At 45.0% G+C, this 13,877-nt stretch carries 14 protein-coding genes; 6 read left to right on the forward strand and 8 right to left on the reverse strand.

Annotated features, from left to right (window positions below; translation table 11 throughout):
- Positions 1–152: 152 nt before the first annotated feature.
- The 3 genes from VJ374_RS15375 to VJ374_RS15385 are packed head-to-tail and all read right to left on the reverse strand — an operon-like array spanning position 153 to position 2,334.
- Positions 153–788, reverse strand: a complete 636-nt coding sequence (locus VJ374_RS15375) for a Rossmann-fold NAD(P)-binding domain-containing protein (protein WP_035411980.1) — start codon at positions 786–788, stop codon at positions 153–155.
- The gene (locus VJ374_RS15380; protein ID WP_290774403.1) at positions 785–2,008 is read right to left on the reverse strand and encodes a glutathionylspermidine synthase family protein; all 1,224 of its coding nucleotides are present in this window, start codon (positions 2,006–2,008) and stop codon (positions 785–787) included. The genes VJ374_RS15375 and VJ374_RS15380 overlap by 4 nt, the downstream gene beginning before the upstream one ends.
- Entirely contained in the window at positions 2,005–2,334 is a 330-nt protein-coding gene (locus VJ374_RS15385) for a hypothetical protein (RefSeq protein ID WP_035411974.1), read from the reverse strand. Before VJ374_RS15385 ends, VJ374_RS15380 begins: the two co-directional genes overlap by 4 nt.
- Before the next feature lie 147 nt (positions 2,335–2,481).
- Between VJ374_RS15385 and VJ374_RS15390 the strand changes: the two genes are divergently transcribed.
- The 4 genes from VJ374_RS15390 to VJ374_RS15405 all read left to right on the forward strand — a co-directional run bounded on the left by VJ374_RS15390 (position 2,482) and on the right by VJ374_RS15405 (position 5,691).
- Complete coding sequence (locus tag VJ374_RS15390) at positions 2,482–2,925, forward strand: hypothetical protein (RefSeq protein WP_056064819.1); 444 nt, start codon at positions 2,482–2,484, stop codon at positions 2,923–2,925.
- Positions 2,926–3,011: 86 nt separating this feature from the next.
- The gene (locus VJ374_RS15395) at positions 3,012–3,185 is read left to right on the forward strand and encodes a hypothetical protein (RefSeq protein WP_023469740.1); all 174 of its coding nucleotides are present in this window, start codon (positions 3,012–3,014) and stop codon (positions 3,183–3,185) included.
- 31 nt (positions 3,186–3,216) lie between these two features.
- Complete coding sequence (locus tag VJ374_RS15400; RefSeq protein WP_023469741.1) at positions 3,217–4,773, forward strand: ABC-F family ATP-binding cassette domain-containing protein; 1,557 nt, start codon at positions 3,217–3,219, stop codon at positions 4,771–4,773.
- Between the two features lie 132 nt (positions 4,774–4,905).
- Entirely contained in the window at positions 4,906–5,691 is a 786-nt protein-coding gene (locus VJ374_RS15405) for an alpha/beta hydrolase family protein (RefSeq protein WP_329469531.1), read from the forward strand.
- Between the two features lie 281 nt (positions 5,692–5,972).
- Here the strand turns inward: VJ374_RS15405 and VJ374_RS15410 are convergent, their stop codons facing one another.
- From VJ374_RS15410 to VJ374_RS15430, 5 genes are all read right to left on the reverse strand, one after another.
- Positions 5,973–7,205 carry a DEAD/DEAH box helicase gene (locus tag VJ374_RS15410; protein WP_023469749.1) on the reverse strand — a complete coding sequence of 411 codons (1,233 nt, stop codon included), beginning with the start codon at positions 7,203–7,205 and terminating at the stop codon, positions 5,973–5,975.
- A 104-nt stretch (positions 7,206–7,309) separates the two neighbouring features.
- Positions 7,310–7,609, reverse strand: a complete 300-nt coding sequence (locus VJ374_RS15415) for a DUF3817 domain-containing protein (protein ID WP_035411945.1) — start codon at positions 7,607–7,609, stop codon at positions 7,310–7,312.
- A gap of 78 nt (positions 7,610–7,687) precedes the next feature.
- On the reverse strand, positions 7,688–8,653 hold the full coding sequence (locus tag VJ374_RS15420) for a ring-cleaving dioxygenase (RefSeq protein WP_329469535.1): 966 nt from the start codon (positions 8,651–8,653) through the stop codon (positions 7,688–7,690).
- Between the two features lie 119 nt (positions 8,654–8,772).
- Positions 8,773–8,973 (reverse strand): cold-shock protein, encoded by a 201-nt coding sequence (locus VJ374_RS15425; protein ID WP_023469752.1) that lies wholly within the window; start codon positions 8,971–8,973, stop codon positions 8,773–8,775.
- 274 nt (positions 8,974–9,247) lie between these two features.
- Complete coding sequence (locus VJ374_RS15430) at positions 9,248–11,635, reverse strand: immune inhibitor A domain-containing protein (RefSeq protein WP_329469537.1); 2,388 nt, start codon at positions 11,633–11,635, stop codon at positions 9,248–9,250.
- A 256-nt stretch (positions 11,636–11,891) separates the two neighbouring features.
- On the opposite strand from VJ374_RS15430, the gene VJ374_RS15435 reads away from it, so the two are divergent.
- Both VJ374_RS15435 and VJ374_RS15440 read left to right on the forward strand, forming a co-directional pair.
- On the forward strand, positions 11,892–13,379 hold the full coding sequence (locus tag VJ374_RS15435; RefSeq protein ID WP_056064808.1) for an HD domain-containing phosphohydrolase: 1,488 nt from the start codon (positions 11,892–11,894) through the stop codon (positions 13,377–13,379).
- A 19-nt stretch (positions 13,380–13,398) separates the two neighbouring features.
- The gene (locus VJ374_RS15440) at positions 13,399–13,830 is read left to right on the forward strand and encodes a GyrI-like domain-containing protein (RefSeq protein ID WP_023469755.1); all 432 of its coding nucleotides are present in this window, start codon (positions 13,399–13,401) and stop codon (positions 13,828–13,830) included.
- The last annotated feature ends 47 nt before the right edge of the window (positions 13,831–13,877 follow it).

Below are 13,877 nucleotides of genomic sequence, written 5' to 3' on the forward strand. Positions count from 1 at the left end.
GATAGGATACGAATACACTGTTTTGCCTGAATTGTCTCACTTCTTTTTTTATATATGAGACAGCACTTTACCATTCAACCGCAAATCATTTGATGAGTCAAATATTATTTATATTACAAGAATAATAAAAGAGCAACCGACAAGTCGGCTGCTCAAGATTGCATCTGTTTTGATTCGATGATCGTAATTCCAGGCGGCGCATGTAGCGTTTCATGAATCATCGCCGCAGCGACTTGACCGGCTTCGATCGGAGCGATGGCACTGCGTTTTAATAACGGTCGTAACACCGTCGAAATTTTCGCAGCTGCCTGTTCGCCTAAACGAAACTCGTCTCTTTCTCCTAACAAGAGCGAAGGTCTGAAAATTAGTAATGCATCGTATCCTAGTACGCGTAGTCCATTTTCCGTATCCCCTTTTACGCGATTGTAGAAGGTTTTGGCATTCGGATGGGCACCAAGAGCTGAAATCAAAGCAAAACGTGTCGCACCGAGATCTAACAGTTCACGACCAAGTTCAACCGGATACGTATAATCAACTAGACGGAATGCATCTTGCGAGCCTGCTTGTTTAATCGTCGTACCTAGTGCACAGTAGACGTGATCAACGACAGGCAATTCGATTTCTGTCACACGATCAAAATCAATCACCCATTCTTCAAGTTTCGGATGAAAACGGCGTATCGGTCGGCGAACAAGAACATGTACCTCGCTATATGCCTCTTCTGCCAACAAACGGTCTACGAGTTCTTGGCCAACTAGACCGGATGCTCCTAAAATGGCTGCTCTCATATGTTTCTCCCTCCTTCATGCTGTCGACCGATTGGTACGAAATAGGAACGATTCCCAGTAATCCGTTCTCCAGCACGTACACCAATCGCACTCGGTCTTCCACCTAAAATAAAAACACCGTACATATACGCGACGTCTCCCTCTTCTTGAAGTGGATACGTCGGTAATTCTCGATACGCTTGATAGACAGCCGGTTGATCAAGAAACGTATGCTGTTCATTCTTTAGCAGCACTTCTCCCTGTCCGTCATGGACCGTTACAGTGTCCCCTTCGCGTCCAAAGATCGGTTTCTTGACGAACGGTTGTCGGCTTGAGATGAATGCATCTTCTGATAAGTATGTCGGTAAAAAATAACGTGCAATCATCGTATGATCCATTTCGCTCAAGTATGGATGCTTGGTTTCGTGTAACATCCAGATCAACGCAAGAACCGACTTGGCTTGCATTAAAAAAGCGGACGGTGGATTGATGATTTCTAGCCGCCCCGTCTCGACAAGTTGCAACAATAACTGTCCTAGGTTTCGCCCCTCTTCATCCCGGTCCAGCAAAGCCATCTCGATTGGAAAGGTTTGCCGATATAAAATATCAATTCTTTTACCTGTCTCATCGTACAAGCCCTCTTCCGGGCGAATCTCTAGTGCATCAAGCGGACAATAGACCGCGCTACTCCAGAACGACTGCAAATACTCAGACGTCAGCCGATCTTCGATATGGTCGCCATGTGAAGTGAAGACAACATGCGGATCCTGCTTCGTCCGATATGTCGCTGCTTCGATTGCACGACGGACAGCTTCCTTGAGCCATTCGTTTTCTCCATCATTGACACGTTTAAATCCTTGTTTCTCTGCTACGACATCGTTGACTTCAAATACTTCCTTAATGAAGGTCGGCGTATCGGCATTCCATTCCATGAGTGAAATGCGATCAGCCGTCACAATGAAATCAAAGCGCCCGATGACGGTCAGCGGTCGCATCGTCTCGAGTCGTAAGAAGGCAAGACTTTCGACTGGGAAGCCAAGTTCAAGTAGTGCCTGATCATCCATTGAGCGAAGAATCGGAAGTACTTTTTCAAATATCCGATACACTTCTTGCGCCGCGATATGCAGTTGATCGATTCGTTTGTCCGAGATCGGCATGATTTCCGTGACAGCGTACGGTTCCCCGTCTAGCACATCCCAAAAACGATCGATGTCTCCATAAAAGGTCTGTCGTTTATTCATCCGCCGAAAAAGCCGGAGGACGAGCCCGTTCCGAATCCTTTTGTTTTCGTATTGTAACTCTTTACTTTTTTCGATTTCGGCGTATATCCTTTCGTTCGCATCGCACTGTGCATCAAGGCACGTGAAGCGAAATAACTACCACCCCAGTAATAGTAGCCTGAATGAGTCGACGAACTATCATCACAGTACCAGACACCTTCATCGTTATCATATTCATAGTCATCACAATCCGGATCATCTGGTCGTTCCGCTCGCGCATCATCCGATCCACACCCACTTAATGTCGTTCCGATCAACAGTGTCGCAGCTAGTGTAGCTTGTTTCATCCAATTCACCTTCTCAGTCCCCTTTCCTTTTACTCTCGTTATGGATAGTATACGCTTTTTCGAAGAGAAAAGTTTCTTTGTTCTGCCGGAACTTTTTTTATCAAAATGTGGTAATAGTATCTATAGAATGAAAAGGAGGATTTACGCATGTCACTTGCCTACTATGTTGAAGAAAATAGTGAATTCCAGCCGATCTATCAATATGATCGTTATGCGATCGAACCGGAAGAAATCATCGCCCACCAACTCTGCGAATTCCATATCATCGAAGGACATCAATACGAGCTTCGTTCCAATGAGATGGCAGGTGAATACGATCAATTGATTGTCGACCACATCAAAGCATCACCGCGTGCGACGGAAGAACGTGTTTATCCACCGCATCAAATTCATATTGAATTCAGACAGTATCTATCCGACAGCGCCCAACCGCTTTTAAAGACATCAACGGTTCCAAATCACATCCAAGCGATGCGTTTTTTGATCAAAGACAAGATTGAAGTCGAAGGACACGGTATTTTTGAGCGTGACAGCTGTGAAATTGATATCGATCGGAATTGTTATGTCGTCTATCTTGCAGATACACTTTGAGATGTAAAATCGAGTCTCTTCATTTCCAAGAGACGTTTTTTTTGGCATACTAGAAGGTAAGAACGAATCAATCGAGGTGAACGAACATGAGTGAACAACCAAAAAAACTATCATTGCAAGAGGCAATGATCGAGCGCTTGAAAGCAAAAAAACAAGCGCAAACTAAACGTCCGACTGGCTTACAAGGAACACAAACGAAACAATTGACGAGCCAACAGACGAAAAAAGCGAATAACCAGAAAAAACGGACAGGCGTCTAAGTCACAGGAATTCATGAAATAAGGAGCAATTATGAGTATTTTAACGGTATCTAACTTAAGTCACGGATTCGGTGACCGCGCCATTTTCGAAAATGTCTCCTTCCGCCTGTTAAAAGGCGAGCACATCGGTCTCGTTGGTGCGAACGGTGAGGGGAAATCGACGTTCATGAATATCATCACGTCGCAACTTGAGCCGGATGAAGGGAAAGTTGAATGGGCGAAGCATGTGCGCGTCGGCTATTTAGACCAGCACGCTGTCCTTGAAAAAGGATTAACGATTCGGGATGCTCTCAAAGGTGCATTCCAGTACATGTTCGATATCGAACAGGAAATCAATGATTTGTACGGTAAAATGGGTGAAGTCGAGCCAGAAGAACTCGAAAAAATGCTCGAAGAAGTCGGTGTCTTACAAGACATTTTGACAAATAACGACTTCTATACGATTGATGCAAAAGTCGAAGAAATCGCACGCGGTCTTGGTCTCGATGAAATCGGACTTGACCGGGATGTACAGGAGCTCAGTGGTGGACAACGGACGAAAATTCTGCTTGCGAAACTCCTTCTTGAAAAACCAGATATTCTCTTACTTGATGAGCCGACCAACTATCTCGATGTCCAGCATATCGAGTGGTTAAAACGCTATTTAAATGAATATGAGAATGCATTCATCTTGATTTCGCACGATATTCCATTCCTCAATAGCGTCATCAACTTGATTTATCATATGGAAAATCAAGAATTGAACCGTTATGTCGGTGACTACGACAACTTCGTCACGATCCACGAAGCGAAGAAAAAACAACTTGAGTCTGCATTCAAGCGTCAACAGCAGGAAATCTCTGAGTTGAAGGATTTCGTTGCCCGGAACAAGGCGCGTGTCTCGACACGGAACATGGCGATGTCACGTCAGAAAAAGCTTGATAAGATGGATGTCATCGAACTCGCACAGGAACGGCCAAAACCAGAGTTCCACTTCCTCCAAGCACGGACACCAAGTAAATTGATGTTCGAAGCAAAAGGTCTTGTCATCGGATACGATGAGCCACTGTCTCGTCCTCTTGATTTGACGATCGAACGCGGACAGAAGATCGCCTTGCACGGTGCGAACGGAATCGGGAAATCGACGTTGCTCAAGAGTTTACTCGGTGAAATCCCGGCTGTCTCGGGTGTCGTTGAGCGGGGAGAGAACTTGCATATCGGGTACTTCGAGCAAGAAGTCAAAGAGAAGAACTCGAATACGTGTATCGAAGAGATCTGGAATACGTTCCCGTCTCTGACACAACAGCAAGTCCGCGCCATGCTCGCGAAGTGTGGTTTGATGACGAAACACATCGAATCGAAAATCGAAGTACTCAGCGGTGGAGAAAAAGCGAAAGTCCGTCTTTGTAAATTGATGAACACGGAATCGAACATCCTCGTACTCGATGAGCCGACGAACCACTTGGACGTCGAAGCAAAAGAAGAATTAAAACGTGCGTTACAAGAGTACAAAGGAACCGTCCTCTTAATCTCACACGAACCAGAATTCTATGAAGCTGTTGCAACAGACTTATGGAATTGTGAATCATGGACGACAAAAGTATTCTAAGCCATGCTTTACAAAAGATGGGATGCCCAGACGGGTATCCCATCTTTTTAGTTCATACACTTAATCATTGCATGATTGTGCATCTTCACGCACACTAAGACTTAGAAAATGGTTATGAAGGAGCGTGTTTTTTTGGAAACGATCACGAAAAAAGCAACTTTATCCTATTTACATGTTCCAAGCGGTGGTTCGGAACAATTGATTGCCCGCCTCTATTCACCTGAACATACAGAGGATGCTCCATTAATTGTCCTCTTTCACGGATTTCCCGGGAAACAGTTAAACATGGACTGGGCAGTACAACTTCAAAGCGCAGGATACCATGTGCTTGTCACGTCATATCGTGGAACGATCGGAAGTCCCGGAACCTTCCGATTCCAACATGTTCTGGAAGACGCAACGGCAACTTTACGTTACGTCTGCTCCAAGTCTTTCACTACTGAACACGGTATCAAGGCTGATCAGATTACCGTTGTCGGTCATAGCATGGGTGGGTTCGCCGGTCTGCATGCTTTTTCTGAGACACCGGAGGCTGCACATTATGTTGGGATTTCTCCGTTTAATTTTGGACTCGTCGGTCAGCTCGTCCTCGAACATCCGGAATACGAGCCTGTGCTTCATGGTATTCTCGAGCGAGGAGCTGCTTTCCTAAATGACGCCACTGCTGACGCGTTACTCGACGAGTTAAAGCACCATCATACGACCTGGAACTTACTAACGCTAAAAGAACGTCTAGCCGATCGCTCGATGTTGCTCATGACGTCAGAACGGGACGAAACATCGATCAAAGCGCTCCATCATGACTTATTGGTATCGGACAGTCCGTTTGAGGAATCAATCGTCGACAGTGACCATAATTACATCGAGAACCGGGATGCTGCCTTTAACGAATGGACTACTTGGCTCGCACGACAATGAAAACAGAGCTCAGCGGACGACTGACTGCTGTTTGGTCTCAGGATGTGTGATCATGATGTTCCGGCTCAGCACCGGATTAGACGATGACATCATCTTTCACTTCATTCAATTCACGATTCCAGTTTTTTCGCAGTTGTTTCCATCGTCGGTAATGCGCTACTCGCTCATACAGGATACCTCGTTGACTAGATGGTTTACGCCAAATAAGACAAGAGCCAGTCTATTTCCTCCATTTATTGGAGAAGTAAACTGGCTCTTGTTATCTTTTATCTTATTTTTCGTTACTTACGGTGTGCGCGTCCCGGACGACGGTTATTCGAACGACGTGTGTTTCCACGTCCTTCTGTCGTCTTCCGAGATCCTTTACTCTGGTCGTGCTGTGCGCGAATCGCCTCTTCAGACAATTCGACGACGATTGGCGTGACCGAGATGTTTAATTCACGTTCCATATCACGGAATGTCCGACCATCTTTTGGTGTCACGATCGAGACGGCAATTCCATCGTTCCCAGCACGTCCTGTCCGACCGATCCGGTGAACATAACTTTCGGCATCGTCCGGTAAATCGTAGTTGAAGACGTGTGTCACACCTGTCACATCGAGTCCACGGGAAGCGACGTCTGTTGCAATCAGGAATTGTGTTTTTCCTTGATAGAACTTCGCCATTGCCTTTTCCCGTTTCCCTTGCGTCAACCCACCATGCAGTTCATCCGTCGGATACCCTTGCATCTGCATTTCTTCGTTTAATTTACTGACACGACGTTGCGTACGGCAGAAAATGATAGCTGCATATGGACGCATCTCGTCAAGCATCGTCCGTAGTGTCGCCTGCTTGCGACGATCCGTCGTCTCGACGACGAACTGCTCGATCGCTTCTACAGTGATGCTTTCCGCTTCTACCTGCACTTCGACTGGGTTACGCAAATACGTTTTCGCCAGTTCCTCTACTTTAGGTGGCATCGTTGCTGATAACATGACGAACTGGCGATCAACAGGTGCTGCCTCGATGATATCTTCAATTTCTGGCAAGAAACCGATTTGAAGCATTTGGTCTGCCTCATCTAAGACGAGTGTACGTAATTCGCTTAAGTCTAGTGTGCCGCGACCGACATGATCGAGAATCCGTCCTGGTGTTCCGATGATGATTTGTGGCATCCGTCCGAGTCGTTGAATCTGTTTAAAGACGTCTTGCCCGCCATATACTGCAAGAGCACGGTACTGTTCCGTATTGCGAATCAGCTTATGGGTCTCATCTGCGATTTGACGCGCGAGTTCGCGAGTCGGTGCGACGATCAATGCTTGGACCGTTTGCGATTCGACATCGATTTGCTCAAGAATCGGTAAGAGGAACGCTAGTGTCTTTCCTGTTCCGGTTTGCGCCTGTCCAATCAAGTCGCGTCCGTCAAGTAATGATGGAATCGCTTGTTCTTGAATCGGTGTCGGCTCCTTGATGCCTTGTTTTTGTAATTTTTTTATCCACAGGTCACTGATGTGTAATGTTTCAAATGTTGACATAATATATCCTCCTAAAAATTATCCACAGAAAAAAGCTGTGGATAACCTGCTTCGCATAGACAAAAACAGTTATCCACAGCCGTGCTCTATTCAGTATACACAATTTACGCGTTTGTTGCTTCCTGTTTTAACTTCCGATCGAGTATGAACGTGCCGAACGGGATGAATGATGCGATGAACGCAATACCCGCCTTGATGATCGACCAATCGTATTTGAATTTCACAACGGCGAGCCAGATCGCGTACATGACGAATAAGACACCGTGAAGTGCACCAACGACCGAAACTGCTTGTGGAATGTCCGCCATATATTTCAGCGGCATCGCAATCAACAGTAAGACTAAAAACGAAATTCCTTCTAATATCGCAATCATCCGGAATTGCCCAAGCGTAGTTCTTAACATCCCGTCACTCCTTTTTCCTGATTCCTGCTCTTAGTATACGGGATGGACGATCCATCTGTGACCTGTGTCACAGGATTGTCAGATTTCGAGTGGTCGTAACCGAGCTTCGATGGCAGCTCGTTTTGGCTCAAGAAACGGAGGTAACGCAAGTGTCTCCCCTAATGTTTCAACCGACTCATCCGTCGCAAATCCTGGTGTATCTGTCGAGAGTTCAAATAAGATATGATTCGGTTCCCGGAAGTAAAGGGCTTGGAAATAGTGACGATCGACTTTACCGGAGTTCGGTAAGTGATAAGCATTCAGACGTTCGACCCACTTCTCGTACTCCTCACTGTTCGGTACACGGAACGCGACATGGTGCACACCACCACGACCTAAACGTTCCCGATCAAGGTCTGGACGCGCTTCGACGTGGACTTCTGCTCCGATTCCCCCTTCTCCTGTCGCATAGACTTCGATTGGAGCAAAGTCACCTGCTAGTGAAGGATAGCGACCAACGTTCCGGAAACCCATCACTTCCGTCAGCACGCGGACCGTTAGTGTCGGATCGTTAACCGTCAATGTCACGGCTCCAAGTCCAACGATGGCATGTTCAGAAGGAATCTCTTCTTGCGGCCATGGGACACCGCCTGCGACACCTACTTCGCCATCTTCCGCGACAAGAATCAAACGCGTTCCTTCCTGATCACGAAATGCCAGTGTCTGTCGTCCAGCACGCTCAATGATTTCGTCATGCTCAACGTCCTTTTCCTCAAACCGTTTTTTCCAAAATTGAAGAGCGGCTGTTGTTTTGACACGAAGAGATGTCGAAGAAATACTCGATGCTCCTGGTACACCCGTTCCAAGATGTGGAATATCGAAAAACGTCAAATCTGTTCCAGGATTCCCTTCCGCATCTCCATAAAACAAATGATACGATGTCGTGTCATCTTGATTGACTGTCTTTTTAATCAAACGCATTCCGAGTACTTTCGTATAAAAATGATAATTTCGCTCTGCCATGCCTGTTAAGATTGATACATGATGAATTCCAAGTAGCTCCATCTTCGTCACTCCCTGTAAATGATTTGGTAATTGAAGTATAACGCACTAATATCTTGAATTCAAGATATTAGTCTAATAAAAAACCGCCCCTCCGAAAAGGAACGATTGAATAGTTGAAATTAAAGTTTTACGACGTTAGCAGCTTGTGCTCCACGTGCGCCTTCAGTGATTTCGAACTCAACTTCTTGACCTTCGTCAAGTGTTTTGAAGCCTTCACCAGTGATTGCTGAGAAATGTACGAATACGTCTTCTCCGCCTTCAACTTCGATGAAACCGAAACCTTTTTCTGCGTTAAACCATTTTACTTTACCTGTGTTCATGGGAACAACCTCCAAAAATAAATTACTTAATACATATGCTGAGCATATGAAAGGAATTCATTATTGTCCCGAAATACATGGAGCAACGAAAAGATTGTTCGTGACACGATGTGAATCCGTAATGACAATAACAATATTAAGCTAACGTAAGTATAAAATGGATGCGCTTTAAAAGTCAAGTTGCCAGACCAATGTTTTTCCAATTGATTCCACTTCTTCTACGTAACTCAAATAAAAAACAGGTTCAGCTGAAACTGAACCTGTTCTTCTGTTTTTAACGGTGGATCCAGACTGCTCCAGCAGAGTTATCTTTTGCTTCACCGATGACTTGAATTTTCAATCCATTGTTCGGAAGCAATTTCCCTGCATCCGGAATCAACTGGTTGATATACGATTTTGAATCATCAAACTTCGTCACACCTGGAAGACCTTTATAGTCGTAAAGTCCACGTGATGGTGAATCGATGAGCCATGCAGGTGCTTTATCATAACTGAAAGCAGCATCTGCGATTTGGTAACGTGTGCTTCCTGTCGTGACTGGCTTACCATTAAGTGTTCCAACGATTGCTTCAGGATGCGAGTCAACGACTCCGAGGAATCCTTCACCTGGGTGAATGCCAACCCAGTTATCGTCAAAGCTTGAGTCACCATACCAAACGACAAGACCTGTGTTGTACTTGACGCCACGTGCATGCTCAAGTGCTTTATCCGAGCCTGCATAGTTACGCCATTCGAGGTAGTACGCGTTATCAGCATAAGAGAAACCGTCTGAAGCGATGAAACCATCAAGCGTGAACTTCGGTGTACCTTCAGCATCGTCTTCAAAGACGACTTTTCCGTCAACTGTCAATTTCGCGTTATCTAATGCGAAGCCGTCAAGAGCAAGTCCAGCATCTGTAACATATTCGAATTTCAACGTGACTTTCTTACCAGCAAATTCGCTCAGGTCATATGATTTATCGACCCATGCGCCTTTTGTTGATTCGGCACGTTTGTCGCCATCTGTATCTTGATCACCAATCGTATCGATGACTTTCGATTGACCACCAGCAGTCGCTGTGACTGTCAAGAAGTCATAATCGAATTCAACATCATAGAGTGCTTTGAAGTCGAACTTCGCTTCTTTTGCATTCGTCAAATCGAACTCTGGAGATGTCATTGACGTATGCAAATCATTGCCTTTCGTGCTGTAGTAATACTTTTTACCGAATGCTGGATCGATTCCTTTTACCGGTTTTTTCGGTAAGTTCACTTTAATGATCCCTGGATTTTTTGATTTCGTGACACTCTGATCGAGGTACGAAGCTGTTCCAGCTTTCGTGAGCGAATCAAAATCAATTGTTTGGATGTTTGCCCAGTTTCCACCCATTACATTTTGGAAGAACTCTTTATTTTGTGGCGAGAAACTTGTTGGTTCTGTTCCTGCGACGTTACCGTTCCAGCTACCGCCACTCATGATGGACCATGAAGCAACTGGCTCGCCTTGACCTGTGTACTGTGTATCATACTCATCCGGTAATCCAAGATCATGACCGAATTCATGCGCGAATACACCGACTGCTCCATCTTCCGGTTGGACCGTGTAGTCATAAGCAGCCATTTTTCCGCCCCAGTAATCTACACTTGCTGTCGTATTAGCTACAGGATAAACGCCTCCAAGTGTCCAGCGGTGTGACCAGATCGCGTCATCACCAAGTGTTCCGCCACCCGCTTCTTGTCCAGTACCCGCGTGAATGATCATCAAGTGATCGACGAGACCATCTGGTTCATTTAAGTTACCGTCACCATCCATATCATACTGATCAAATTGATCATATTCTGCTAAGTTAATGCCTGATTTGACAGCAGCATTCAATGCATCTTTAACGAGCCCGCGTGGTCCTTTTGCTCCCGGTAGATTATCGTTCCCGCCTTTTGGATCATCTGAACCGTAATCCTTAGCAGTTCCTGGAACCGTTAGCCAGTTCGAAACCTTCCCGTCAACGGAATAACTTCCACCTGATTGCTCTTCGTAATATTGTTTGAATGTCTTTACTTTTTCACCGTTGAAGAGTTCGAATTCCTTATCTCCGAACATGAGATCTTGATAATGTTTTTGGTTAAAATCATTTGAGTACATATATCCAGGTTCTTGCACGACGTTGTTGTGCTTGAAGTCGCTATACTCGACGAGGAGAACGAGGACTTTATCTGTCCGCGTTGCTCCGTTATAGGCTGCCTGTTTTGCTTTATCAACTTTGACGAAGCCATTCGGATTGCCTTTTTTGTAGTTGTCATGCTTTTTCTTTAATTGTTTAGCCAATTGATCTTTCTGTTTCGACAAGAAATCCTTTGTTTTCTTATCAAACGCTGCTTCCTTACTTGATTCATGATGATCATGATCGGCTGCCGGTTTCCCATTTGCCTTCTTATCAAGATACTTTTGAACAGCTTGTTGCTTCGTCGCAGCTGAAGCTGCTTTTGAAATGACCCCACGTTTTTCAAGCACTTTGACTAAACGATCCTGATCGACCGTATTTAAGTCCATTGGTGCACCAGAGGCTGCTTTTTCTGCTGCTTGTACGGATTTTACCTGCCCACCAGGTAAGACCGGACCGACAGCAAAAGCAGCTGCCGTAATTCCAGACAGTACGGCTAAGCTAAGCTGTTTCTTTTTTCCCACGTGAATTGACCCCCTATGTAGTAGTGAAAAGTAAAAGATTACTATACTTTTCTGAATATTCAAATCTTAGTTTATTTTACTTCCTTAATCAATCTTTTTTAAGATAATTAGTGCTTTATGACCATACCTATTTTTGAGTATTAATTTCAAAAGATTTTCAAAAGATTCTTTCACCTTTTTTTCAAAAAAACATCCTTCCACCGTTTTAGAAAACGGTACGCTGAAAGCACTCTAATTCACTAAAGGGGAGGATACAATGAGCGCTTTACAACGTTTTGAACGCCACTTACTAAGAAACTATCTGCTCGGTTCATTCATCGCGGTGTTCGGCGTCGGGTGTCTGTTTATTTTTGAGACCCTTACCTTCACGAGGAATGAACAGTTGATTTTAATGGGTATCATGGGTTTATCTGTCAGTCTGATGTTCTTACTAGAATATATGATTTATTCTCGGCACATCGGTGCCTTACGACGCTTCTTCCAAAACGAGATTCCTTCACTCGCCTCTTTCCAAGAGGCTTATCAAACGACCCATCACTTTCCGGTTCTGACTGTTCAACGCATCATGGGACCACACTTCTTAGGTCTCTCAGTTCCCGCATCACTCCTGACAGCACTCGCAATCTCTCAAGAGTGGTTAAAGATGCCGTACTACTTGATTGGTCTCGCCTGTTTTGGTGCTGTTCTCGTCGCGATTTTACACGGTCTGATTGAATTTTTTCTAACCTACCGCGTTACGGAGCATATGCTCCTCACGTTAGAGAAGTATGCCTTCGAACATGGCTTTGATGTTCCAAGAAAAACGACGGTCGTCACGTTAAAGCAAAAAATGCTGATCAGCACATTGATTATCGGTGTTTTTCCGATCATGCTGTTCGTGCTCGCCTCAGCCGTTCAGTTAACGGAAAATGAAAGCCTCCGCTCTTATTGGAGCTGGTCGACGCTTATTTTAATCGTCATCTTGTCCGTCGCGACGTTTTGTAGTCTTCTTCTTTATGAGAACATTCGAAAACCGATTGCGATTCTTCAACAAGGCATTCAAGATGTCGAAAACAATCGTCTCGTCTCGTTACCGAATCCGTATTCTGATGAATTCTCGCACCTCGTCTCTGGTTTTAACCTGATGATGGAAGGAATCAAAAAACGCGATGAACAAAATGAGCAATTGCTGGACAGTCTATTTACGTTATTTGCCGCAACACTTGATGCCCGGGATCCTTATACGGCAGGACACTCGCTTCGTGTCGCTGCTTATTCAGTGGAAATCGCTACGGCTGCCAACCTACCTTACGAACAAATCGAGTTATTGCGCAAATCAGCTTTGTTGCACGATATCGGAAAAATCGGCATTCGTGACGATGTGTTATTAAAAGAAGGTCGCCTGACTGACGAAGAATTTCAGATCATTCAGCAACACCCGGTCATCGGTGTGCATATTCTATCGCAAGTTCAGCTTCCAAAGACGTTATATCCGATTCTTCCTGGGGTAAAGTATCATCACGAACGCTATGACGGAAAGGGGTATCCGGAAGGTCTCGCAGGAGAGGACATTCCACTCTTCGGTCGGATCATGGCGATTGCTGATGCCTACGATGCGATGACATCTGACCGTCCTTATCGTAAGGGAATGCCAGTGGAAAAAGCTTTATCCATCTTAGAAGAGGGCATGGGTACACAATGGGACGCCACTTTTACGCGTCTTTTTCTAGACTTGAAACGTTCGCCGATTGAAGACGTGTCGTAAGTATGGAAAGGAGTTTCTCATGCATCCTAAAATCGTGGAACGTCATGAATTTTATTTTGTTGGTCTTGGACTGACATGTGAAGAAAACGAATTGCATACGTTGATGCCGGAACTCTGGCGTGAATTTTCAAGACGCTCACATGAGATTCCTGCAAAACCAGATAGCTATCCGCTCGATATCTCACTTGAACGAAACGGAACCAAATACTCGCAATGTGTCGGGTATCCGGTCTCGTCACTCGACGGTATTCCAAAAGGAATGAAAGGTCACCGTATTCCTGCTGCACGTTATGTTTTTTGGAAACATGAAGGACCTGATATCGAAATTTGGAAGTCCTTCGAAAAAATTCAACGTTTTGCCTCTAAGCAAGGGATTGAACTTGATCCTCATGACTTTAAGATTGATGAGACTCGGGACGATGTCCACCATCTCTACCAACGGATTCGTTGAACCATTCGCTTGAATGGTTCTTTTTTTGCGTTGAAATATCTTTCATA

The organism is Exiguobacterium sp. 9-2 (assembly GCF_036287235.1).
Taxonomy (GTDB): Bacteria; Bacillota; Bacilli; order Exiguobacteriales; family Exiguobacteriaceae; genus Exiguobacterium_A.